Source organism: Rhodoferax sp. SPJ4, assembly GCF_058216275.1.
In genome coordinates this window covers 441,763-461,203 of record NZ_JBYZMN010000001.1, presented here as the reverse complement: position 1 = coordinate 461,203, position 19,441 = coordinate 441,763, and the positions used below count along the sequence as shown (strand labels likewise).

Below are 19,441 nucleotides of genomic sequence, written 5' to 3'. Positions count from 1 at the left end.
ACAGCATGGGCACGATTCTGCAAAACGTCCCGGTCGGCCAGAAGGTCGGCATTGCCTTTTCCGGTGGCCTGGACACCAGCGCCGCGCTGCACTGGATGAAGCTCAAGGGCGCCCTGCCCTACGCCTACACCGCCAACCTGGGCCAGCCCGACGAGCCCGACTACGACGAGATTCCGCGCAAGGCGATGGAGTACGGCGCCCAGCAGGCCCGGCTGATCGACTGCCGCTTGCAACTGGCACAGGAGGGCATTGCCGCACTGCAGGCGGGCGCCTTCCACATCAGCACCGCCGGCATCACCTACTTCAACACCACCCCGCTGGGCCGCGCTGTGACCGGCACCATGCTGGTGGCGGCGATGAAGGAAGACGATGTGCACATCTGGGGCGATGGCAGCACCTACAAGGGCAATGACATCGAGCGTTTCTACCGCTACGGTCTGCTGACCAACACGTCCTTGCGCATCTACAAGCCCTGGCTGGACCAGGCCTTCATCGACGAGCTGGGTGGCCGGGCCGAAATGAGCGCCTTCATGACGCAGCACGGTTTTGGCTACAAGATGAGCGCCGAGAAGGCCTACAGCACCGACAGCAACATGCTGGGTGCGACCCACGAGGCCAAGGACCTGGAGCACCTGAACAGCGGCATCAAGATCGTCAACCCCATCATGGGCGTGCCGTTCTGGAAGGACGACTGCGTGGTCAAGGCCGAAACGGTGACGGTACGCTTTGAAGAAGGCCAGCCGGTGGCACTGAACGGCCAGAGCTTTGCCAGCCCGGTGGAACTGATCCTGGAAGCCAACCGCATCGGTGGCCGCCATGGCCTGGGCATGAGCGACCAGATCGAGAACCGCATCATCGAGGCCAAGAGCCGCGGCATCTACGAGGCCCCCGGCCTGGCGCTGCTGTTCATCGCCTACGAGCGGCTGGTGACCGGCATCCACAACGAAGACACCATCGAGCAGTACCGCGAGAGCGGCCGCAAGCTGGGCCGGCTGCTGTACCAGGGCCGCTGGTTCGACCCGCAGGCCATCATGCTGCGCGAAGCCGCGCAGCGCTGGGTGGCCCGCGCCATCACCGGCGAGGTGACGCTGGAGCTGCGCCGCGGCAATGACTACAGCCTGCTCAACACCGAGAGCCCCCACCTGACCTACCACCCCGAGCGGCTGACCATGGAAAAGGGCGAATCGATGTTCTCCCCGCAGGACCGCATCGGCCAGCTGACCATGCGTAACCTGGACATCATCGACACCCGCGACAAGCTGGGCATTTACAGCCAGGCCGGCCTGCTGTCGGTGGGCGCGGGCACCGCGCTGCCGCAGCTGGGTGGCGAGAAGAAGTAAGCCAACCCCCACCAACAACAAGGGCCGCATTTGCGGCCCTTGTTGTTGGTGCTGCGGAACACTCAGCCCACCACCACCTCGCTGATCAGCAGCGTGGGGCTGAGGTTGGTGTAGTTCGGAATGTCGGCCATGATTTCCTTGGCGTGCGGGCCGAAGCCGGCCTGGAAGGCCTCGACCGAGGCACAGTACAAATGGCACACGGCAATGAAGGGCGGCGGTGCGCCCGGCGCCCCACCGGCCAGCCCGCGGTCCACCGTGTAGTGGCTGCAATGCTCACCCATGCGGGCCTTGACCATGGGCATGTGTTTGTCACGGTAGTAGGCATGGTCGAATTTCGCATCGGGCTGCTGTGGGTACAGCACACTGACCTTGATCATGGGATCTCCTGTTTTGTGGGCTCAAACGCATTGTGTACCGGCGCTGGCAGCCTGTGGGTGGGGTCGATGCCGGGGAAATTTGGTTTCAAATGGTATCTGCCGGCGGGGTCCTGGCCGATGCTGCACCTGGCCAGTTCGGGGCTTTTCATTGGGAAACCGGCTGCGACACCAGGGTCTCGGCCCGATTGCCACAGCGGCAACGTCGGGCATCCCTAAGCTGCCACACTGCGGCCAGTCATCCGGCATGTCCCGGCCGACGTTAATCCCACACCATCCACCCTCAGGAGATCCGTCCATGAACGCAAACACCACCCGCCGTCGCTTCATTGCCATCGTGCCATTCGCCGGCGCCGCGCTGCTGGCGGCCAGCCAGGTCCAAGCGGCCGGCCATGCGGGCGCCGCCATGGTGGACGAAAAGGACCCCACCGCCGTGGGCCTGGCTTATGTGGCCGATGCCGGCAAGGCCGACAAGACCAAGGTCAAGGCAGCGGCCGGCAGCATGTGCAGCAACTGCGCGCTGTACCAGGGCAAGGCCGGTGACGCCGCTGGTGGCTGTGGCATCTTCCCGGGCAAGCAGGTTTCGGCCAAGGGCATCTGCTCGGCCTACGCCAAAAAGGCCTGAGTCCCGCGGCCAGCAGGCCACGCGACAGACAACAAAGGCGCTCTCGGGCGCCTTTGTTGTTGGGTGATGGTGCGCTCAGTCCGGCGCCCGGCCCCGCCAGGCCGCTTCGATGGCTGCGATGTCGATTTTGCCCATTCCCATCATCGCTTCAAAGGCGCGCTTGGCCGCCGCACGGTCCGGGTCGGCGATGGCCTGGGTGAGGAGGCGCGGCGTGATCTGCCAGGACAGGCCCCACCGGTCCTTGCACCAGCCACAGGCACTGGCTTCACCACCGTTGCCGACGATGGCGTTCCACAAGCGGTCGGTTTCAGCCTGGTCGTCGGTGGCCACCTGAAACGAAAAGGCCAGGCTGTGCTGGAACCCCGGGCCGCCGTTCAGGCCCAGGCAGGGAATGCCCAGCACGGTGAACTCGACCGTCAGCACATCGCCTTGCCTGCCCGCGGGGTAGTCGCCAGGCGCGAGGTGGACGGCTGTCACGGCGCTGTCAGGGAAGGTCTCGGCGTAGAACCGCGCGGCGTCCAGCGCGGTGCCGTTGTACCAGAGACAGAGGGTGTTCTTGCTGACCATGGTCGCTCCTCCAGAAGATGCCTGCTCCCGTTGTCCCGCCTCAGCGAAACAGTGCATTCAAACCCGCGCCTGGCGCGGCATCGGCCAGGCCGTCGAAGCGCCCCTGCTCGGCCATCAGCGTTGCGGCCCGCATGAAGCCACCCCAGGCCGCGCGGGCGAGTGCACCGCCCACGCTGACGCGGCGAACACCCAGGGCCGCGGCGTCGGCCAGCGTGAGTTCGCTGGCGTGGCCGATCAGCAGGTTGACGGGCTTGGGCGCCACCGCTTGCACCACGGCGGTGATTTGTTCGGGGGTTTTGATGCCGGGGGCGTAGAGGCAGTCGGCACCGGCCTCGGCGTAGGCTTTCAGGCGGGCCAGGGTGTCGGGCAGGTCGGCGCGGTGGATGAAGAAGTTTTCGGCCCGGGCCACCAGCAGCACCTCACCGCCGGCCTCGTCAATGGCCTGGCGGGCGGCGCGCAGCCGTGCCACCGCTTCAGCGATCTCGAAAACGGGCCGGTCGGCCTGGCCGGTGCTGTCTTCGATGGACAGGCCGGCCACACCGGTGGCCACGGCCAGACGCACACTCTGGGCCACCGCCTCGGGCGTGTCGCCAAATCCGTTCTCAAAATCGGCGTTCACCGGCAGCGGTGTGGCGCCCACCATCTCGCGCAAATGGGCCAACACCGCGTCGCGGCTCAGCGCGCCGTCGGGCCGGCCCTGCGACCAGGCATGGCCGGCGCTGGTGGTGGCCAGCGCCTGGAAGCCCAGGCCATGAAGGCAGCGGGCGCTGCCCACGTCCCAGGGGTTGGGAATCAGGAAGCAGCCGCGCTGGTGCAGGGCCTTGAAGGTCTGGCGGCGTTCGGCAAGGGTGGGGGTCATGCTGGGGGTGGGGGTCATGGGCGATGCGCCGGCCCCCATGATGCCGCAGCGCGGGCCGGCCTGGCCCTGGGGTTCACACCCAGCCCTGGCGCCAGCGGCTGGCATCCCGCAATTCGCGCCAATCGATGCGCCGCACCGCCTTGGAGTGCACCGCCTCCAGTTCCACCCACAGCACCGCCGTCTCCGGTGGTTCGGGTGCGACCACCTGGCTGACCAGGAAATGTTTGGCCTTGGCCACCGGCGTCACCGCTGTCCATTTGCTGAGCAACAGTTTTTTCGGGTGCAAGGGGTTCATGACGGGTCTCAGGGGCATGGCGGAGGCGCTCAGCGCCCAGCGGGCCGATCGGCCAGAATTCAGACCTTGATGGTGCCACATGGCCCCCACCCCCGGAAACTCCCGATGCAAGAAGACGAACGCTGTTGCGGCACCGGCACCTGCCTGATCGACGCTGAGGGCCGCTGCTGGTGCGGCCAGCAATGGGACGGCCAGGCCATGTGCCCGCCCCGCCCGATCACCGCCGAACCCCCAGACACGACACCGGCCGATGCCGGGCCCACCCCGTGATCACCACGGCAGGCGGCGGCGTGACCCGGTCGCCGCAGCGGAACGCCGACCGTTTGCAGCGCCGCGTGGTGGACAGCCACCGCAGCCCTTCGGCGAGTTCGTCACCGTCTTCAGCCCACACATGAACCAAGGCGGGCCGGCAGCGGCAACTCAGAGCGGCAGGCTGTTCAGCGTGTCGGTGGTGCGTTGCAGCCAGGTCTTGACGCGCTGGCGCTCCAGCAGGCCCAGCGCATCCGGGCCGCTGCGGGCCTGGGTGGCGGCCCAGAAGCTGGCGTGCTGGCGGTCGAGCTTGCGCATGCTGGCTTCGTGCAGCGGCGCCAGCGACACCACCTGGCCACCCCAGTCGCGCAGCTGCTGCAGCGCCGGCGAGGCCTCCAACTCGGAGAAGTCGCTGCCGCGGCCCATGTTTTTCACCACGATGTATTTGGGGCCCTGGCCGTAGGTGGCCAGCAGCTTGGCCAGCAGGTCCACCGAGTCGTGGCCGGCGTCGGCCACATGCCAGAAGGTGACGGCAATGCCCAGCTCGGCCATCAGGCCCAGCAGGTCGGTGTCGTGCACCCAGCGGGCCAGCGGCGCGGCGGTCTGGGCGGCCAGGTCCACCACCACCCGGTGGCCGGGGTCGGCGCCCTCGTCGGTCAGCACGGTGGCGATCTGGTCCAGGCCTTCGTAGGTGTCGACCACCACCGGCGAGGCGTAGTCGGCGTAGAAGCGGCTGAAGGTGGTGTGTGAGCGGTCGGTGTCAAAGCCGGTGAAGGGCACGCCGCTATCGATGCTGTGCTGGGCCAGCAGCCGCGCAACAACGGACTTGCCGACGCCGCCTTTTTCGCCGCCGATGAAATGGAGTGAGGGCATGGGTTTCCTGAAGGTTGAGAAAGAGGGGCACCGCAGTGCGACACCCTGCCCTTGTACCTCAAGCAAGAAGCGTGCTTTGTGACAAAGCGTGGCGGCTTTCAGTCCCCGCCGCCACAGCCGCCGCCATCTCCCCCACCATCGCCACCGTCCGAACCGCCCTCACCGGCCGAGGACTCGGCACCGCCAAAGCTGTCGGCGTTGCCGCTGAAGCTGCCGTCCGCAAAGTCGGTGCCGCAGTGGCTCACGCCGTCGCGGCCCCCGCGGTCGGTCACGCCCAGCCGGCAGTCGGGCGCGTAATGAAAACCGTCGGCAATCGCCAGCTTGGCGTCCAGCGCAAACAGCAGCGGCAGACGGCTGGGCTGGCGGGGCTGGATGGCCTCGTCACGGCAGGCCCAGTACCAGGCGCGGCGCAGGCCGTCGTTCACTGTGCCCTGGTGGCCCAGCACCTCGGCCGGCGTGTGGTGGACAAAGCGGCCCAGCGCCAGCTGGCACCAGTCGCGGTAGGCCCGGGTGTGCAGAATGAACTCGTGCCACATCGCGTCCACCACCCGCGAGGGCATGGCGACAAACTGGCGCCGGCTGCGCAGACAGGCCAGAAAGAACTGGCGCAGGCCGCGTTCCACCAGCTCGCAGTCTTTGGCGCTCAGCGCTGGGTAGGCTTCACGCAGTTTGCGCTTAAGGAACTGCGGCAGCGGCGCCTCACGAACGATTTTTTCGCGCTGCCAGCGCACCCAGGCCAGCAACAGGCCGGCCGCCACGCCCGAGGCGATGAAGTAGCCCAGCCAGTCGCGGTCGCGCCACCAGCCGTTGGCGCTGCCCAGCCACCACAACAGCCAGCCCCCACCCAGCAGCAGCAGGGCCGCGCCATGGTGGCGCAGCAGCGCGTGCTTCCAGCCGGGCAGGTGGGGCATGGGGCCTCAGAGCACCACGGGCTCGGGCTCCAGCCGGATGCCGAAGCGCTCGTAGACGCTGGTCTGGATGGCCTTGGCCAGCGTCATCACCTCGCCGCCGGTGGCGCCGCCGCGGTTCACCAGCACCAGGGCCTGGCGCTCGTACACCCCGGCCTGGCCGACCGACTTGCCGCGCCAGCCACAGGCGTCGATCAGCCAGCCGGCGGCCAGCTTGATGTTGCCGTCCAGCATGGGGTAATGCACCACCTTGGGTTCGCGGGCGATGATGTCGGCGCACTGGTCGGGCGTGACGGTGGGGTTCTTGAAAAAACTGCCGGCGTTGCCCACCACCCGCGGGTCGGGCAGCTTGGCGCTGCGAATGGCGCAGACCCAGTCAAAGATTTGCTGCGCGCTGGGCTGGGTGATGCCGGTCTCGGCGATTTTTTTCTCCAGGTCGGCGTAGCCCAGCACCGGCTTCCAGGGTTTGGGCAGGCGCAGCCGCACCCGGGTGATCAGCGCCTTGCCGGCCAGGCCGAAATCACCGGGCCGGGCGCTGACCCGCTTGAACACCGAGTCGCGGTAGCCAAAAGCACATTGGGCGGCGGTCAAAGTGAACGACTGGCCGGTGGACAGGTCCACCGCGTCCAGCGACTCGAAGCGGTCTTGCAATTCCACGCCATAGGCGCCGATGTTCTGCACCGGCGAGGCGCCCACGGTGCCGGGGATCATGGCCAGGTTTTCCAGCCCGGGGCAGCCCTGGGCCAGCGTCCAGGCCACCAGCTCGTGCCAGTTCTCGCCGGCCCCGGCCTCGACCACCCAGGCCCGGGGGCCGTCGTCGACGATGCGTTTGCCCATGACCTCGACCTTGAGCACCAGCGGTTTGACGTCGCCGGTGAGCACCAGGTTGCTGCCACCACCCAGCACGAACTTATGGCGGCTGGCCAGTTCAGGATCGACCGCCACCGCCCGCGCGTCGTCCTCGTCGTGGATGCGCACCAGCGCATGGGCTTTGGCAACAATGCCAAAGGTGTTGTGGGGCTGCAGCGGGACCTGGGTTTCAACGAACATGGGAGAATTGTCAGCGATTCAGGGCCAGGCGCCCACCGCTCCGGCGGGTCCCGGCCATTTGCCATTCCCACACCCATTGTTGACACACCATGCCTTCTTTTGACACTGTTTGCGAAGCCAACCTGGTGGAAGTGAAAAACGCGGTGGAAAACACCGCCAAGGAAATCGCCACCCGCTTCGATTTCAAGGGCACCTCGGCCGCCATCGAGCTGAAGGACAAGGACATCACGCTGTTCGGCGACGCCGATTTCCAGCTCCAGCAGGTGGAAGACGTGCTGCGCGCCAAGCTCGCCAAGCGCGAGGTGGACGTGCGCTTCCTGGACATCGGCGATGTGCAGAAAATGGGCGGCGACAAGGTCAAGCAGGTCATCAAGGTGCGCAACGGCATCGAGACCGAGCAGGCCAAGAAGATCACCAAGGCCGTCAAGGAAAGCAAGCTCAAGGTGCAGGCCACCATCCAGGGCGATGCGGTGCGCGTGACCGGTGCCAAGCGCGACGACCTGCAGGCTGCCATGGCCTTGCTGCGCAAGGAAATCGCCGATCTGCCGATTTCCTTCAACAACTTCCGCGACTGACACCCATGCGCGCCACCCGCCCCACCCTGGCCCTGGCGGCGCTGCTGGTGGCCGGCGTGGCGGCGGCGCAGTCGGTGGTGTTGTCGGGCATGCTGGGCAAGCAGGCCTTGCTGGTGGTGGACGGCGGGCCGCCGCGCAGCGTGGCCCCCGGCCAGACGGTGGCCGGTGTCACCGTCATCTCCACCCAGGGTGACCAGGCGGTGGTGGAGTTCCAGGGCCAGCGCCACACGCTGCGGCTGGGCGACACGCCGGCCCGCCAGGGCGTCGGCGTCCCCATCAGCAATGGCCGGCGCATTGTGCTGCCAGCCGGCTCGGGTGGGCATTTCACCACCCCCGGCCGCATCAACGGCCAGGCCACGCAGTTTCTGGTGGACACCGGTGCCACTGTGGTCAGCCTGGGCCAGAGCGACGCTGACCGGCTGGGCCTGGACACCAAGACCGCCACCCCGGTGCGCATCGGCACGGCCAACGGCACGGTGGCGGGCTGGCGCCTTCGGCTCGACTCGGTGCGGATTGGCGAGGTGGAGGTGTACGGGGTGGACGCGGTGGTGCTGGCCCAGCCCATGCCTTATGTGCTGTTGGGCAACAGCTATTTGAACCGCTTCCAGATGCAGCGCAGCAACGACCAGATGGTGCTGGACCGCCGCGACTGAGGTCTGTGCAGCCCCTCAGCCGGGCTTTTTCTTGCTGCCCAGCTTGCTTTCCTGGCCGCGCAGCAGGCGGCCGATGTTCTCGGCGTGGCGCCAGACCAGCAGCATGGCCATCAGCGCCATCACCACCACCAGCGAGCGGTCGGCGTACCAGACCACCCGGTCGCCAAACAAATAGTAGGCCGGCGCAAACACCGCCGCGGCCAGCGAGGCCAGTGACGAGTAACGAAAAAACAGCGCCACGATGACCCAGGTGGCCAGCGTGGCCAGGCCCAGCGCCCAGTGCACACCGAACAGCACACCGGCCGCAGTGGCCACGCCCTTGCCGCCCTCGAACCTGAAGAACACCGGGTACAAATGGCCCAGGAAGGCCGCCAGGCCCACCAGCGCCATCGTGCCCTCTTCCAGGCCCCAGGGTGCGCCCCATTGCGCCACCAGCGCCACCGGCAGCCAGCCTTTCAAACCGTCCAGGAGCAGCGTGACCACCGCGGCGGCCTTGCTGCCCGAGCGCAGCACGTTCGTGGCACCGGGGTTTTTGCTGCCATAGGTGCGTGGGTCGTTCAGGCCCATGGCGCGGCTGACGATGACGGCAAACGACAGCGAGCCCAACAGGTAGGCAGCCAGCGTGGCAATGGCGGGGTAAAGGGCTTGCATGAGGCCTATTCTGCCAGCGCGCACTGCACCGGTTTGGCGCCCAGCAGGTCCACACAGACCTGGGGGGCGATGCCCACCAGGTAGCCGCGCCGGCCGCCGTTGATGGCGATGCGGGGCAGGTCCAGGATGGTCTGCTCGATGTAGACCGGCATGGCCTTGCGGGTGCCGAAGGGTGAGGTGCCGCCCACCAGATAGCCGCTGTGGCGGTTCGCCACCTCGGGCTTGCAGGGCTCGACCGACTTGGCGCCGATCTGCCGCGCCAGGTTCTTGGTGGACACGGTGCGGTTGCCGTGCATCAGCACCAGCAGCGGCCTGGCGTCCTGGTCTTGCATCACCAGGGTCTTGACCACACTGAACGGGTCCAGGCCCAGCACCTTGGCGCTGTGCTGGGCGCCGCCATGTTCCAGGTACTCGTAGGGGTGCTCGGTGAAGGCCACCTTGGCCGCTTTCAGCAGCTGGGTGGCGGGGGTTTCGCTGACGTGGTCTTTCTTGGCCATGGATGGATGGTTTACAGGGCCGGGTCGCGCAGTTCCCAGCGGATGGCGTCGACCTCGGCCAGCAGTTCGGGCGACAGCGGGGTGCCCAGGATGTCGCAATCCTCGTCAAGCTGGGCCAGCGAGGTCACGCCGATGATGGTGCTGGCCACCTGCCACTTGGTGTAGCAAAACGCCAGCGCCAGCTGAACGGGTGTCAGGCCATGGTCGCGGGCCAACTGGTTGTAGCGGCGGGCCGCCACCAGGGCTTCGGGCCGGCCCCAACGCTGCTTGCGCATGGACTCGAACTGCGTCAGCCGTCCTTCGGCCGGCGCGCCATCACCGGTCAGGCCGGAGGCATCGTACTTGCCGGTCAGCAGGCCAAAGCCCAGCGGCGAATAGGCGAGCAGCGACACCTGCAGGTGGTGCATCACCTCGTCCAGCCCGTTCTCCACCGTGCGGTTCACCAGGCAGTAGGGGTTTTGCACCGTGGCGATGCGGGGCAGGCCATGCTGCTCGGCCAGCCGCACGAACTCGGCCACGCCATAGGGCGTTTCGTTCGACAGGCCAATGGCCCGCACCTTGCCCGCCCGCACCAGGCCGGCCAGCGCGTCCAGCTGCGCGTGGATGGAGGTGACCGCCTTGTCCTTGGCCGGGTCGTAATAGGCCATGCCGAACATGGGTGCGTTGCGCACCGGCCAGTGGATCTGGTAAAGGTCGATCACGTCGGTCTGCAGCCGGGCCAGGCTGGCGTCGCAGGCGGCGCGGATGTCGTCCGGCGTCAGGTTGGGGCTGCCGCCGCGCACCCAGGGCATGTTGCGCGACGGTCCCGCCACCTTGGTGGCCAGCACCACCTTCTGGCGCGCGCCGGGCCGGCGGGCGAACCAGTGGCCCAGGATGGTTTCGGTGGCGCCAAAGGTCTCGGCCCGTGGCGGTACCGAATACATCTCGGCCGTGTCGAGAAAGTTGATGCCGCGTTCCAGCGCGCGGTCCAGGATGGCGTGGGCCGCGTCCTGGCCCACCTGGGCGCCAAAGGTCATGGTGCCCAGGCAGATCGGGGTGACATGCAGGTCGCTGTGGCCGAGTCGGACGGTGTTCATGGGGTGATCGGAAGACAAGTTACGTTCCAGTTTACGGTTTGCCGCCGGCCGGCGACCGGGGATGGTCTTGCCGGCGGTCCCATGGGCGACGCGGCCAGATGGCGCGCTGCGTATGATTTCATCGATGTACCGCCCCCGCCGCCCCTTCAGCAGCCGCTTTGTTGCCGTGCGCGGCCTGCGCTACCACCTGCGTTGCTGGGGCGAGCCGCAGGCCGGCCAGCCGCCGCTGGTGTTGCTGCATGGCTGGATGGACGTGGGCGCCTCCTACCAGTTCATGGTGGACGCGCTGGCACAAGACCGTCACATCGTGGCCCCCGACTGGCGCGGCTTTGGCCTGACCGACTCGGGCGGCGCCGACCATTACTTTTTCCCCGACTACCTGGCCGACCTGGATTTCCTGCTCGACGCCCTGGCCGGAGAGCAGCCGGTGGACCTGGTGGGCCACAGCATGGGCGGCAACATCGCCATGGTGTACGCCGGCGTGCGGCCGGTCCGCATTCGCCGCTTGGTGAACCTGGAGGGTTTTGGCATGCCGGCCACCGATGCCGCCCAGGCGCCGGGCCGCCACGCCAAGTGGATGGACGAATTGAAAAGCCTGCACCGCGGCGAGCTGGCGCTGCAGGGCTACGACAGCCTGGACGGTGTGGCCGGCCGGCTGATGAAAACCAACCCCCGGCTGGCCCGCGACGCCGCCGGTCAGGCCAAGGCCCGCTGGCTGGCCGCGCACTGGGCCAAAGCGGTGGACCGGCCCGACGGCAGCGCCCGTTGGGAGGTGCTGGGCGAGCCGGCGCACAAAATCAGCAGCGCGCAGCTGTTCCGGCTGGAGGAGGTGCTGGCCACCTACGCCCGTATCACCGCGCCGGTGCTGGCGGTGGAGGCCAGCGACAACAGCCTGGCCCGCTGGTGGGGCGAGCGCTACACGCTAGCCGAGTACCACCAGCGCCTGACAGCGGTGCCGAACCTGCGCACCGCGCAGCTTGTCGACGCCGGCCACATGCTGCACCACGACCAGCCGCAGGCCCTGGCCAGGCTGGTAGAAGACTTTCTGGCCTGAACCGCCCCGCCGCGTGAGAAAATGAGGGGTTACAGACCGCTCACCTCGCAAGGATTTCTCATGGACGCAGAACGCATCAACGCCATCGGCTCACAACTCGCTGACCTGGCCGCCCGGACCCGCGAGCTCCGGGGGTATCTTTGACTACGATCAAAAAGCCCGTCGCCTGCTGGAAGTGAATGCCGCGCTGGAAGACCCCAGCGTCTGGAACGACCCCAAACACGCCCAGGAACTGGGGCGTGAAAAAAAATCGCTGGACTCGGTCGTGACCCTGCTGGAAAAGCTGGGCAGCGAGTTGGCCGACAACGGCGAGCTGTTCGAGATGAGCCGCGACGAAGGCGACGAGGACGGCATGGCCGCCATCGAAGCCGACGCCGGCCTGCTGGCCAAGGACGTCGAGCAGCTCGAGTTCCGCCGCATGTTCAACAACCCGGCCGATCCGCTGAACGCCTTCCTGGACATCCAAGCCGGCGCCGGTGGCACCGAGGCCTGCGACTGGGCCAGCATGCTGCTGCGCCAGTACCTGAAGTACGCCGAGCGCAAGGGCTTCAAGGCCACGGTGGAAGAGGAGTCGCCCGGCGACACTGCCGGCATCAAGGGCGCCACCATCAAAATCGAAGGCGAGTACGCCTTTGGCCTGCTGCGCACCGAAACCGGTGTGCACCGCCTGGTGCGCAAAAGCCCGTTCGATTCGGCCGGTGGCCGCCACACCAGCTTTGCCAGCGTCTTTGTCTACCCGGAAATCGACGACTCGATCCAGATCGACATCAACCCGTCCGACGTGCGCACCGACACCTTCCGCGCCAGCGGCGCCGGCGGCCAGCACATCAACAAGACCGACTCGGCCGTGCGCCTGACCCACATCCCCACCGGCATCGTGGTGCAGTGCCAGGACGGCCGCAGCCAGCACAGCAACCGAGACGTGGCCTGGCAGCGCCTGCGCTCGCGGCTGTACGACTTCGAGATGCGCAAGCGCATGGAAGCCCAGCAAAAGCTGGAAGACACCAAGACCGACGTGGGCTGGGGCCACCAGATCCGCAGCTACGTGCTCGACCAGTCGCGTATCAAGGACCTGCGCACCAACGTGGAAATCTCCAACACCCAGAAGGTGCTGGACGGCGACCTCGACCCGTTCATCGAAGCCAGCCTGAAACAAGGGGTTTAAGCACCATGCTCCGAGAAGGACAAGCCACCGTGGTTCGCCGCGAGGACTACACCGCCCCCGCCTACTGGGTTGACAGAGTCGACCTGACCTTCGACCTCGACCCGGCCAAGACCCGGGTGCTGAACAAGATGCGGCTGCGTCGCAACCCGGACGTGGCCGCGCAGGCGCTGCGCCTGGACGGCGAAGAGCTCAACCTGGCGCGGGTGCTGGTCAATGGCCAGGGCACCTCGTTCAAGATGGACGGCGGCCAGCTGGTGCTGGAAAACCTGCCCGAAGGCCCGGACGCCTTCGACCTGGAGATCTTCACAACCTGCGCGCCGGCCAAGAACACCCAGCTGATGGGCTTGTACGTCAGCGGCGGCTCCTTCTTCACCCAGTGCGAAGCCGAGGGCTTTCGCCGCATCACCTACTTCCTCGACCGGCCCGACGTGATGGCGATGTACAGCGTCACGCTGCGCGCCGACAAGGCCAAGTACCCGGTGCTGCTGTCCAATGGCAACCTGGTCGAGCAAGGCGATCTGGACGACGGCCGGCATTTCGCCCGATGGGTTGATCCGCACAAAAAGCCCTGCTATTTGTTCGCGCTGGTGGCCGGCCAGTTGGTGGCGCGCGAGCAGCGCATCACCTCGCGCGCCGGCAAAGACCATCTGCTGCAGGTTTATGTGCGGCCTGGCGACCTCGACAAGACCGAGCACGCGATGCACTCGCTGATGGCCAGCGTGGCCTGGGACGAGGCCCGCTTCGGCCTCAGTCTGGACCTGGAGCGCTTCATGATCGTAGCCACCAGCGACTTCAACATGGGCGCGATGGAGAACAAGGGCCTCAACATCTTCAACACCAAGTACGTGCTGGCCAACCCGGCCACCGCCACCGATGTGGACTACGGCAACATCGAGAGCGTGGTCGGCCACGAGTACTTCCACAACTGGACCGGCAACCGCATCACCTGCCGCGACTGGTTCCAGCTGAGCCTGAAAGAAGGCCTGACGGTGTTCCGCGACCAGGAATTCAGCCAGGACCTCTCAGGCAGCCCCAGCGCCCGCGCGGTGAAGCGCATCGAGGACGTGCGCCTGCTGCGCACCACCCAGTTCGCCGAGGACGCCGGCCCCATGGCCCACCCGGTGCGGCCCGACAGCTACGTCGAGATCAACAACTTCTACACCGTCACCATCTACGAAAAGGGCGCCGAGGTGGTGCGCATGATGCAGACCCTGGTTGGCAAAGACGGTTTTGCCGCGGGCATGGCGCTGTACTTCGCCCGCCACGACGGCCAGGCCGTGACCTGCGACGACTTCGCCCAGGCGATTGCCGACGCCAACCCGGCGTCCGACCTGGCCCGGCTGCTCCCGCAGTTCAAGCGCTGGTACAGCCAGGCCGGCACGCCCCAGTTGCAGGCCAGCGGGCAGTTTGACGCCGAAGCGCGCCGCTACACGCTGGCGCTGTCGCAGCACTGCGCACCCACGCCGGGCCAGCCCGACAAGGCGCCCTTTGTCATCCCGGTCACGCTGGGCTTGGTGGGGGCCGACGGCCGCGACCTGCCCTTGCAGCTGCAAGGCGAGGCCAGCGCCGGTGCCGGCACCAGGACCTTTGTGCTCACTGAGCCGCAGGCCACGCTGGTCTTTGTCAATGTGGACAGCGCACCCGTGCCCTCGCTGCTGCGCGACCAGTCAGCCCCAGTCACGCTGGTCTGCGACTACAGCGACGCCGAGCTGCTGACGCTGCTGGCCCACGACAGCAACGCCTTCAACCGCTGGGAGGCCAGCCAACGCCTGTCGCTGCGCCGCGCGCTGGCCGCCATCCAGGCCGACGGTGCGCTCACCGCTCCGGTGCTGGACACGGCTTACCTGGACGCGATGCGCCAGCTGCTGCGTCACCCCACACTGGACGCGGCCTTCAAGGAGTTGGCGCTCACGCTGCCCTCGGAAAACTACCTGGCCGAACAGCTGGACGTGGTGGACCCGCAGCGCATCCACGCGGTGCGCGAGGCCATGCGCCAGGAAATGGCCACCGCCCTGTTGGCCGAATGGGAATGGGCCTACCAGGCCCACCAGGTGGCCGGCGGCTACTCGCCCGACGCGGTGTCGGCCGGCCGCCGTGCGCTGGCCAACCTGGCGCTGGTCCACCTGTGCCTGGCCGCCCGCGAGAGCGGCGACCCGGTCTGGCCCGGCAAAACCTTCCAGCGCTTCAAGGACGCCGGCCACATGACCGACCGCTTCGGCGCACTCAACGCGCTGGTCAGCAGCGGCCACGCGCTGGCCACCGACGCGCTGGTGCGCTTCCATGCGCTGTTCCAGGGCGAAGAGCTGGTCATCGACAAATGGTTTGCACTGCAGGCCGGCGCGCCCGACCGCGGCGGCGACGTGCTGCCCCGGGTGCGGGCGCTGATGCAACACCCCGAGTTCAGCCTGCGCAACCCCAACCGCGCCCGCAGCCTGGTGGCCACCGTGTGCCAGGCCAACCCCGGCGCCTTCCACCGCGGCGACGCGGCCGGCTATGTGTACTGGAGCGAGCGCGTCATCGAGCTGGACGGCATCAACGCCCAGGTGGCGGCCCGCCTGGCCCGCGCGCTGGACCGCTGGAAAAAGCTGGCCGAACCCTACCGCAGCGCCGCCCGCGAAGCCATCGCGCGCGTGGCCGCCCGCCCCGACCTGAGCAACGACGTGCGCGAGGTCGTCACCCGCGCCCTTGCGGATTGAAAGAAACCATGACCCAGAAAATTTCCCTCTCTCGCTACCTCGTCGAACAGCAACGCATCGACGGCCGCATCCCGCCGCAGCTGCGCCTGCTGCTGGAGGTGGTGGCCCGGGCCTGCAAGAGCATCAGCCACGCCGTCAACAAGGGCGCGCTGGGCGGCGTGCTGGGCACAGCCAGCACCGAGAACGTGCAGGGCGAGGTGCAGAAAAAGCTCGACATCATCGCCAACGAGGTGCTGATCGAGGCCAACGAATGGGGCGGCCACCTGGCGGCCATGGCCTCCGAGGAAATGGACGGCATCTATGTGGTTCCCAACCGCTACCCGCAAGGTGAATACCTGCTGCTGTTTGACCCCCTCGACGGCTCCAGCAACATCGACGTGAATGTCAGCATCGGCACCATCTTCAGCGTGCTGAAAAAGCCCGATGGCGAAGGTGTCAGCGAAGGCGACTTTCTGCAGGCCGGCAACAAGCAGGTGGCGGCCGGCTACTGCGTTTATGGCCCGCAGACCACGCTGGTGCTGACCGTGGGCGACGGCGTGGCCATGTTCACGCTGGACCGCGAGCAGGGCTCCTTTGTGTTGAGCGAGGAGAACATCCAGATTCCGGCCGACACCAAGGAATTTGCCATCAACATGAGCAACATGCGCCACTGGGACGCCCCGGTGAAACGCTACATCGACGAATGCCTGGCCGGCAAGGAAGGCCCGCGCGGCAAGGACTTCAACATGCGCTGGATCGCCTCCATGGTGGCCGACGTGCACCGCATCCTGACCCGGGGCGGCGTCTTCATGTACCCCTGGGACAAGCGCGAACCCGAGAAGCCGGGCAAGCTGCGCCTGATGTACGAGGCCAACCCCATGGGCTGGCTGGTCGAGCAGGCCGGCGGCGCTGCCACCAACGGCCGCCAGCGCATCCTGGACATTGCGCCGGGCAAACTGCACGAGCGTGTCAGCGTGGTGCTGGGCTCCAAGAACGAGGTGGACCGCGTCACCGCCTACCACCTGGCAGCCGACGCCGCCAAGTGAGCCGCCAAACTGCTGCTAAAATCTGAGGCTTCGCCGGTGTAGCTCAGTCGGTAGAGCAGCTCATTCGTAATGAGAAGGTCGGGTGTTCGATTCATCTCTCCGGCACCATCTGAAAGCCCCGGAACCCGCATAAACAGTGGGTTCCGGGCGATTCCAAGGCTCCCAGTCGTGGTAGAAACCGTGGTAGTTTCTACATGCACCATGCATTTGGCCCTCTTCTCTCCGTGAAACTGCGCTTCTCGTACGTAGCCCCCAGCGGCATCATCTACTCCCAGATTCCTGTCCCCTCGGACCTACAGGCCCGTTACGGCAAGAAGACCCTCCGGAAGCACCTCAAGACCAAGGACCCCATCGCGGCGGCCCCTCAGATTGAGGCACTCCTGCGCAAATACGCTGCCGAGTTCGCGGGGCTTCGGGCCGCTCCTGAGTCATCCCCCAAAGCCCTGCGTGTCCACGCCGATGCCCTGCTAGCCGAATACGGCCTTTCCCCAGGTCAGGTGGACACGCCTTCTGCGGACCTGTTCTTTGACCGCTTGGAGGAGAAGAGGCAGCTTATCGCCGCCGGGGATGAAGAGCTGTACGAGAGCCTGCCCCACGCTGAGTTCATGTCCCCCGTGGAACTGGCAGCGTTCCAGAAGTTGCGCGGTGACACCCCTCCCGTCCTGCTGTCGGATGCCCTAGACCTTCATCTGTCGATCCACCCGAAGCGCGGGGACAAGAAGTTCGAGGACTACCAGCGGCGGGCCTTTGATGGCTTGCTGGCGGTCATCGGGGACAAGCCCATGGCCGAGGTCAGGCGCACCGATGCACGCACCTACATGGAGGCCGCGCTGCTCAAGGCAAGCACCGGCACGGTACGGCGTCGCATTGGCGTGATGTCCGCTGTGTTCGCCACGTACAAGCAGGAGAACGACCTCCCCACTCCGAACCCCTTTGCCTCGCTCCAGATACCGCGTGAGGGCCACGATGCCAAGCGGCGAATGCCCTTCTCTCCGTCCGAGTGGGTCGCACTGGAGGCCGCATGCCGAGCCAAGGATGACCCCATGCGCTGGGTCCTGTTGCTGCTTGCAGGGACAGGTGCGCGACTTGCCGAGGTGGTGGGTCTGCCACTGGAAGACCTAGTGCTGGATGTCTCCATCCCGCATGTGGTCCTACAAGTGCACCCGTGGCGCGACATCAAGGGAGCTAACGGCCTTCGTGGGGTCAAGGACCGCGTGGTCCCGCTGCTGGGGCCCGCGCTGTGGGCCGCTAGGCGCGTCAAGGAGACCGCTACGGAGGGGCAGCGCTTTGCCTTCCCGCAGTACACGAGCGAGAGTGCCTGCAAGGCCATGCACGCCTCTAACGCCCTTAACAACTGGATGAGAAGGCAAGCGCTGCCACATAGCTGCCACGAGCTGCGGCACACCATGAAGGACTTGCTGCGGGCCGTGCAGTGTCCGAAGGAGATAAGTGATGCCATCACAGGTCACGGGAAGAAGGACGCGGGGGACGGCTACGGAGAAGGTTACGGTGCTGGTTCACTCTTGTTCGTGACCTCCGAGTGGCTGGACAAGGCACTGACCTCAGTTGCCGCCCGCGCCCAAGCTGCAGACTAGAAAAAACAGATGCCCAGAGACGAACACGGAGAGTCCCGTGGTCGCCTCGGCATCTGCAGGGGGATGTCTGAGGTTAGCGCCTCGCTCAATCAGCCCAAGCCAGTAACCATGCGGGTTCCGCTGGTCTCATAGCTGCTTGCTGTTCTATGTAGCCGTTCAAATTGAACAGCACCTCTGGAAGCCCTTGGGATGCCCCATAGCGCCCAGAGGTTCCTTCAAGTTCAGAATGGCTCCGGCTCGGGTTGCTCAACACCAGCAGCCTGCACTGCGGCCACGAGGTTCTCCAGCCCCTGCAAGACCACCCAGCGGCTCTGCGGTAGCGCCATCGCCTTCACATGCTGCGCGAGGGACGACAGCGCCTTGCCCACTTCCTCGCTGTGCTCTTGCTCCAAGGAAGGGAGTTCCGGGGGCTGGAGGTCCGCCATATGGTTCCCGCCCTCCGCGCCTCCAAGGGCCCTGGCTAGTGTCGGAAAGTCTCTCATGGTCCAGTTCCTGAGGGTGGTGTGTGCGATGCCCAAGCCAATCGCCTCCGCCATCTCGCGGTAGCTCATGTACTGGCCTCTGGCCTTGTGGTGCTGCTTGGCCTTGATGAAGGCTTGGAAGACGCTACGGTAGTCCCGTGTCTTGAGCGGCACCCCATGGCTCATGTTGGCCTTGGCGGCCTCCCAGCGGGCCTGCTGTGGGCTCATCGGGGCCACAAGGGCCAACACAGCGCCCCGGCACAGAATGTCGGTCTGTACGGCCCCCGCCTCTACCCTGTGCCACCCGTCAATCAGGTACAGGACGTTATCAATGCGGGCCACCTTGATAGGAGGAGGTACTGAGCCACCCTCGGTCCGGACACGGTATCGCTTCACCGCATCCGGGTCCAGCTTGCGCCGCACTTGGTAGGGGCCATGGCGGGTCACGTCATCCAGTTGGACCCATTCCTCCTGCCAGTCAGGTTCGGGGGCTACGGAAGAGGGCTGGTTGTTTGCTTGCTTGTTCACGTAATGCACTTTCTTCATTCAGTTGATGGTCCCGCACGATGGCGGACACGGTTTTGGTAATGGTCAGGTGTTCCCCATAGCGGGCCATGTGGATGCGCTGGTAGTTCTTGATGTAGTCGAACACAGGCACAGGAAGGGCCAGTTGTCGGTACACGGCGGGGAGCTGGGTCATGGGTTCATAGGTTTGAGACGGATCGGTTGCGGGCACCGACCGAACAGGCCGATGTACTTCTTCGAGGGTGGGGGTTTAGAAGCCTGTTTTGCCCCACAGGCATCCGACTCAGGCTGGGTACGGGCTGTTGCCGTGATTTGCTAACAGCGCGTA

General features: G+C 66.4%; 22 protein-coding genes and 1 tRNA gene. 11 read left to right on the top strand and 12 right to left on the bottom strand.

Going from position 1 to position 19,441, the window contains the following annotated elements; genetic code table 11:
* Nucleotides 1–5: 5 nt before the first annotated feature.
* The gene (argG, locus tag AC4BAR_RS02280) at nt 6–1,340 is read left to right on the top strand and encodes an argininosuccinate synthase (RefSeq protein WP_490626192.1); all 1,335 of its coding nucleotides are present in this window, start codon (nt 6–8) and stop codon (nt 1,338–1,340) included.
* A 62-nt stretch (nt 1,341–1,402) separates the two neighbouring features.
* On the opposite strand, the gene AC4BAR_RS02275 is transcribed toward argG, so the two are convergent.
* Nucleotides 1,403–1,717, bottom strand: a complete 315-nt coding sequence (locus tag AC4BAR_RS02275) for an EthD family reductase (protein ID WP_490626191.1) — start codon at nt 1,715–1,717, stop codon at nt 1,403–1,405.
* Nucleotides 1,718–2,012: 295 nt separating this feature from the next.
* Between AC4BAR_RS02275 and AC4BAR_RS02270 the strand changes: the two genes are divergently transcribed.
* Nucleotides 2,013–2,339, top strand: coding sequence for a high-potential iron-sulfur protein (locus tag AC4BAR_RS02270; protein ID WP_490626190.1), 327 nt, complete (start codon nt 2,013–2,015; stop codon nt 2,337–2,339).
* A gap of 75 nt (nt 2,340–2,414) precedes the next feature.
* On the opposite strand, the gene AC4BAR_RS02265 is transcribed toward AC4BAR_RS02270, so the two are convergent.
* From AC4BAR_RS02265 to AC4BAR_RS02255, 3 genes are all read right to left on the bottom strand, one after another.
* Nucleotides 2,415–2,906 carry a VOC family protein gene (locus AC4BAR_RS02265; protein WP_490626189.1) on the bottom strand — a complete coding sequence of 164 codons (492 nt, stop codon included), beginning with the start codon at nt 2,904–2,906 and terminating at the stop codon, nt 2,415–2,417.
* A 40-nt stretch (nt 2,907–2,946) separates the two neighbouring features.
* The gene (locus tag AC4BAR_RS02260) at nt 2,947–3,765 is read right to left on the bottom strand and encodes an isocitrate lyase/PEP mutase family protein (RefSeq protein WP_490627174.1); all 819 of its coding nucleotides are present in this window, start codon (nt 3,763–3,765) and stop codon (nt 2,947–2,949) included.
* A 73-nt stretch (nt 3,766–3,838) separates the two neighbouring features.
* On the bottom strand, nt 3,839–4,060 hold the full coding sequence (locus AC4BAR_RS02255; RefSeq protein ID WP_490626188.1) for a TIGR02450 family Trp-rich protein: 222 nt from the start codon (nt 4,058–4,060) through the stop codon (nt 3,839–3,841).
* A 105-nt stretch (nt 4,061–4,165) separates the two neighbouring features.
* Here AC4BAR_RS02255 and AC4BAR_RS02250 point away from each other — a divergent pair, with 105 nt between their 5' ends.
* The gene (locus tag AC4BAR_RS02250; RefSeq protein WP_490626187.1) at nt 4,166–4,330 is read left to right on the top strand and encodes a hypothetical protein; all 165 of its coding nucleotides are present in this window, start codon (nt 4,166–4,168) and stop codon (nt 4,328–4,330) included.
* 150 nt (nt 4,331–4,480) lie between these two features.
* Here AC4BAR_RS02250 and AC4BAR_RS02245 read toward each other — a convergent pair whose 3' ends face one another.
* From AC4BAR_RS02245 to murB, 3 genes are all read right to left on the bottom strand, one after another.
* On the bottom strand, nt 4,481–5,182 hold the full coding sequence (locus AC4BAR_RS02245) for a P-loop NTPase family protein (protein WP_490626186.1): 702 nt from the start codon (nt 5,180–5,182) through the stop codon (nt 4,481–4,483).
* A 98-nt stretch (nt 5,183–5,280) separates the two neighbouring features.
* Nucleotides 5,281–6,093 (bottom strand): glycine-rich domain-containing protein, encoded by an 813-nt coding sequence (locus tag AC4BAR_RS02240; protein WP_490626185.1) that lies wholly within the window; start codon nt 6,091–6,093, stop codon nt 5,281–5,283.
* A 6-nt stretch (nt 6,094–6,099) separates the two neighbouring features.
* Entirely contained in the window at nt 6,100–7,140 is a 1,041-nt protein-coding gene (gene murB, locus AC4BAR_RS02235) for a UDP-N-acetylmuramate dehydrogenase (RefSeq protein WP_490626184.1), read from the bottom strand.
* Nucleotides 7,141–7,229: 89 nt separating this feature from the next.
* Between murB and AC4BAR_RS02230 the strand changes: the two genes are divergently transcribed.
* Nucleotides 7,230–7,715: a YajQ family cyclic di-GMP-binding protein gene (locus AC4BAR_RS02230; RefSeq protein ID WP_490626183.1), complete on the top strand. Its 486-nt coding sequence runs from the start codon at nt 7,230–7,232 to the stop codon at nt 7,713–7,715.
* A complete protein-coding gene (locus AC4BAR_RS02225; RefSeq protein ID WP_490627173.1) occupies nt 7,712–8,368 on the top strand; it encodes a retropepsin-like aspartic protease family protein in 657 nt (218 codons plus the stop codon). Before AC4BAR_RS02230 ends, AC4BAR_RS02225 begins: the two co-directional genes overlap by 4 nt.
* Nucleotides 8,369–8,383: 15 nt before the next feature.
* On the opposite strand, the gene plsY is transcribed toward AC4BAR_RS02225, so the two are convergent.
* Genes plsY through AC4BAR_RS02210 form a run of 3 tightly spaced genes read right to left on the bottom strand, consistent with a single transcriptional unit; the run spans nt 8,384 to nt 10,592 of the window.
* Nucleotides 8,384–9,019, bottom strand: coding sequence for a glycerol-3-phosphate 1-O-acyltransferase PlsY (gene plsY, locus AC4BAR_RS02220; RefSeq protein ID WP_490626182.1), 636 nt, complete (start codon nt 9,017–9,019; stop codon nt 8,384–8,386).
* Nucleotides 9,020–9,024: 5 nt separating this feature from the next.
* Complete coding sequence (locus AC4BAR_RS02215; RefSeq protein WP_490626181.1) at nt 9,025–9,516, bottom strand: aminoacyl-tRNA deacylase; 492 nt, start codon at nt 9,514–9,516, stop codon at nt 9,025–9,027.
* Nucleotides 9,517–9,527: 11 nt separating this feature from the next.
* Nucleotides 9,528–10,592, bottom strand: a complete 1,065-nt coding sequence (locus AC4BAR_RS02210) for an aldo/keto reductase (protein ID WP_490626180.1) — start codon at nt 10,590–10,592, stop codon at nt 9,528–9,530.
* Between the two features lie 124 nt (nt 10,593–10,716).
* On the opposite strand from AC4BAR_RS02210, the gene AC4BAR_RS02205 reads away from it, so the two are divergent.
* From AC4BAR_RS02205 to AC4BAR_RS02180, 6 genes are all read left to right on the top strand, one after another.
* Nucleotides 10,717–11,646, top strand: coding sequence for an alpha/beta fold hydrolase (locus tag AC4BAR_RS02205; RefSeq protein ID WP_490626179.1), 930 nt, complete (start codon nt 10,717–10,719; stop codon nt 11,644–11,646).
* 60 nt (nt 11,647–11,706) lie between these two features.
* A protein-coding gene (gene prfB, locus AC4BAR_RS02200) for a peptide chain release factor 2 (protein ID WP_490626178.1) occupies nt 11,707–12,811 on the top strand; the annotation gives its coding sequence in 2 pieces (ribosomal slippage) (nt 11,707–11,787 and nt 11,789–12,811; 1,104 coding nt in all).
* A gap of 5 nt (nt 12,812–12,816) precedes the next feature.
* On the top strand, nt 12,817–15,507 hold the full coding sequence (pepN, locus tag AC4BAR_RS02195) for an aminopeptidase N (protein WP_490626177.1): 2,691 nt from the start codon (nt 12,817–12,819) through the stop codon (nt 15,505–15,507).
* Between the two features lie 8 nt (nt 15,508–15,515).
* Nucleotides 15,516–16,532, top strand: coding sequence for a class 1 fructose-bisphosphatase (locus AC4BAR_RS02190; RefSeq protein ID WP_490626176.1), 1,017 nt, complete (start codon nt 15,516–15,518; stop codon nt 16,530–16,532).
* Nucleotides 16,533–16,564: 32 nt separating this feature from the next.
* Nucleotides 16,565–16,640, top strand: a tRNA-Thr gene (locus AC4BAR_RS02185).
* 116 nt (nt 16,641–16,756) lie between these two features.
* Nucleotides 16,757–18,127, top strand: coding sequence for a DUF6538 domain-containing protein (locus AC4BAR_RS02180; RefSeq protein WP_490626175.1), 1,371 nt, complete (start codon nt 16,757–16,759; stop codon nt 18,125–18,127).
* A gap of 221 nt (nt 18,128–18,348) precedes the next feature.
* On the opposite strand, the gene AC4BAR_RS02175 is transcribed toward AC4BAR_RS02180, so the two are convergent.
* Nucleotides 18,349–19,134, bottom strand: a complete 786-nt coding sequence (locus AC4BAR_RS02175) for a hypothetical protein (RefSeq protein WP_490626174.1) — start codon at nt 19,132–19,134, stop codon at nt 18,349–18,351.
* On the bottom strand, nt 19,067–19,288 hold the full coding sequence (locus AC4BAR_RS02170) for a hypothetical protein (RefSeq protein ID WP_490626173.1): 222 nt from the start codon (nt 19,286–19,288) through the stop codon (nt 19,067–19,069). The genes AC4BAR_RS02175 and AC4BAR_RS02170 overlap by 68 nt, the downstream gene beginning before the upstream one ends.
* Nucleotides 19,289–19,441 lie beyond the last annotated feature (153 nt).

What these genes read in the sequence shown, in the direction of transcription:
- argG (WP_490626192.1), top strand. Translation starts at nt 6, where the DNA reads ATGGGCACGATTCTGCAAAACGTCCCGGTCGGCCAGAAGGTCGGCATT.
- AC4BAR_RS02275 (WP_490626191.1), bottom strand. Translation starts at nt 1,717, where the DNA reads ATGATCAAGGTCAGTGTGCTGTACCCACAGCAGCCCGATGCGAAATTC.
- AC4BAR_RS02270 (WP_490626190.1), top strand. Translation starts at nt 2,013, where the DNA reads ATGAACGCAAACACCACCCGCCGTCGCTTCATTGCCATCGTGCCATTC.
- AC4BAR_RS02265 (WP_490626189.1), bottom strand. Translation starts at nt 2,906, where the DNA reads ATGGTCAGCAAGAACACCCTCTGTCTCTGGTACAACGGCACCGCGCTG.
- AC4BAR_RS02260 (WP_490627174.1), bottom strand. Translation starts at nt 3,765, where the DNA reads ATGACCCCCACCCTTGCCGAACGCCGCCAGACCTTCAAGGCCCTGCAC.
- AC4BAR_RS02255 (WP_490626188.1), bottom strand. Translation starts at nt 4,060, where the DNA reads ATGAACCCCTTGCACCCGAAAAAACTGTTGCTCAGCAAATGGACAGCG.
- AC4BAR_RS02250 (WP_490626187.1), top strand. Translation starts at nt 4,166, where the DNA reads ATGCAAGAAGACGAACGCTGTTGCGGCACCGGCACCTGCCTGATCGAC.
- AC4BAR_RS02245 (WP_490626186.1), bottom strand. Translation starts at nt 5,182, where the DNA reads ATGCCCTCACTCCATTTCATCGGCGGCGAAAAAGGCGGCGTCGGCAAG.
- AC4BAR_RS02240 (WP_490626185.1), bottom strand. Translation starts at nt 6,093, where the DNA reads ATGCCCCACCTGCCCGGCTGGAAGCACGCGCTGCTGCGCCACCATGGC.
- murB (WP_490626184.1), bottom strand. Translation starts at nt 7,140, where the DNA reads ATGTTCGTTGAAACCCAGGTCCCGCTGCAGCCCCACAACACCTTTGGC.
- AC4BAR_RS02230 (WP_490626183.1), top strand. Translation starts at nt 7,230, where the DNA reads ATGCCTTCTTTTGACACTGTTTGCGAAGCCAACCTGGTGGAAGTGAAA.
- plsY (WP_490626182.1), bottom strand. Translation starts at nt 9,019, where the DNA reads ATGCAAGCCCTTTACCCCGCCATTGCCACGCTGGCTGCCTACCTGTTG.
- AC4BAR_RS02215 (WP_490626181.1), bottom strand. Translation starts at nt 9,516, where the DNA reads ATGGCCAAGAAAGACCACGTCAGCGAAACCCCCGCCACCCAGCTGCTG.
- AC4BAR_RS02210 (WP_490626180.1), bottom strand. Translation starts at nt 10,592, where the DNA reads ATGAACACCGTCCGACTCGGCCACAGCGACCTGCATGTCACCCCGATC.
- AC4BAR_RS02205 (WP_490626179.1), top strand. Translation starts at nt 10,717, where the DNA reads ATGTACCGCCCCCGCCGCCCCTTCAGCAGCCGCTTTGTTGCCGTGCGC.
- pepN (WP_490626177.1), top strand. Translation starts at nt 12,817, where the DNA reads ATGCTCCGAGAAGGACAAGCCACCGTGGTTCGCCGCGAGGACTACACC.
- AC4BAR_RS02190 (WP_490626176.1), top strand. Translation starts at nt 15,516, where the DNA reads ATGACCCAGAAAATTTCCCTCTCTCGCTACCTCGTCGAACAGCAACGC.
- AC4BAR_RS02175 (WP_490626174.1), bottom strand. Translation starts at nt 19,134, where the DNA reads ATGAAGAAAGTGCATTACGTGAACAAGCAAGCAAACAACCAGCCCTCT.
- AC4BAR_RS02170 (WP_490626173.1), bottom strand. Translation starts at nt 19,288, where the DNA reads ATGACCCAGCTCCCCGCCGTGTACCGACAACTGGCCCTTCCTGTGCCT.